Source organism: Pelomonas sp. KK5, assembly GCF_001984095.1.
Lineage (GTDB): Bacteria > Pseudomonadota > Gammaproteobacteria > Burkholderiales > Burkholderiaceae_C > KK5.
Genome location: NZ_LYVQ01000498.1, coordinates 1 through 1,017, shown reverse-complemented (window position 1 = coordinate 1,017; position 1,017 = coordinate 1). Strand labels below are relative to the sequence as shown.

At 70.7% G+C, this 1,017-nt stretch carries 1 protein-coding gene and 1 pseudogene; both read right to left on the bottom strand.

Annotation, left to right across the window (positions count from 1 at the left end; translation table 11 throughout):
* On the bottom strand, positions 1 to 343 hold a 343-nt coding region (locus B0W88_RS31960), incomplete at its 3' end, for a hypothetical protein (RefSeq protein WP_198938014.1).
* Positions 344 to 357: 14 nt separating this feature from the next.
* Positions 358 to 1,017: pseudogene (locus B0W88_RS34135) on the bottom strand (hypothetical protein); the annotation flags it as partial.

The following is a 1,017-nucleotide window of genomic DNA, read 5'->3' as shown; positions in this document are numbered from 1 at the left end:
CGTAGACGCCCAGGTTCTGCCCGGCGGCGCCGGCGAGCAGCGTCAGGCCCGCGCTGGGCGAGCCGTAGCTGAGGTCGTCGAACCAGTCCTGCGCCACGGCGCCCGGCCGCGGGGCCTTGGTGACGGCCAGCTCCTGGCCGGCGAAGCGCTCGCCGAACTGCACGCCGCCGCTGCTCAGCAGGCCGTCGATCAGCGTGCCGTCGGGGTTCGGGCTGGCCAGTTCCTCGAAGCCGAGCACCGTGCCGGTGAACGAGGCATAACTGACAGCGTTGACGGCATCGGCCCGGGCCGCCGCGCCGGTCAGCAGGCCCATGGCAGCGAAGACTGCGATCTTGATCTTCATCATTCCTGTCTCCATCACTTGAAGCTGGCCGGCAGCCGGGATTGCGGCACCCCGCCGCCGACGATGCTCACCTGGTCGAAGGTGGCGACGACGGCATCGGTGTTGGTGCCCGAGGACAGGGCCAGGCCCACGTAGAGGGCGGCCGCCGTCACGCTGGTATTGGTCTTCTCCGTCCAGCTGATGCCGTCCATCGAGGCGGCGGAATACAGCGCATTGCCGCGCCGCTGCACCCGCACCCAGACCGGCGGCAGGGTGGCCGAGAAGCTCGATGAAATGACCGCCTTGCCGTTGCCGTTGATCGCGGCGCGGATCTCGCCGGTATCGGCATAACGCGCCGTCCACGCGTACACCGGCGCGCCGCTGAGCGCCTCCATCGCGACCACCCCGGCCCGCGCCGCCGAGACGCTGCCGCCCTGGCTGAGGATGCGGGCGGTGAAGGTGAAGTCGCCGCTCAGCGTCGTGTGCTTGAAGTTGAAGTTGTAGCTGTTGCTGTTCTCCATCTTGCCGGCGCCACTGAGCCAGTAGACGCCGGTATCGGCGGCATAGCCGGCCGCCGGCAGCGCGGTGGTGACGCTGGCGCTCATCACGCCCTCGCCGCCGATGCCGGTGCAGGGCAGCAGCGTGGTGCAGGCGGTGCCGGGATCGGGCGCCGGCGCGGGCGGCGGCACGGGGAC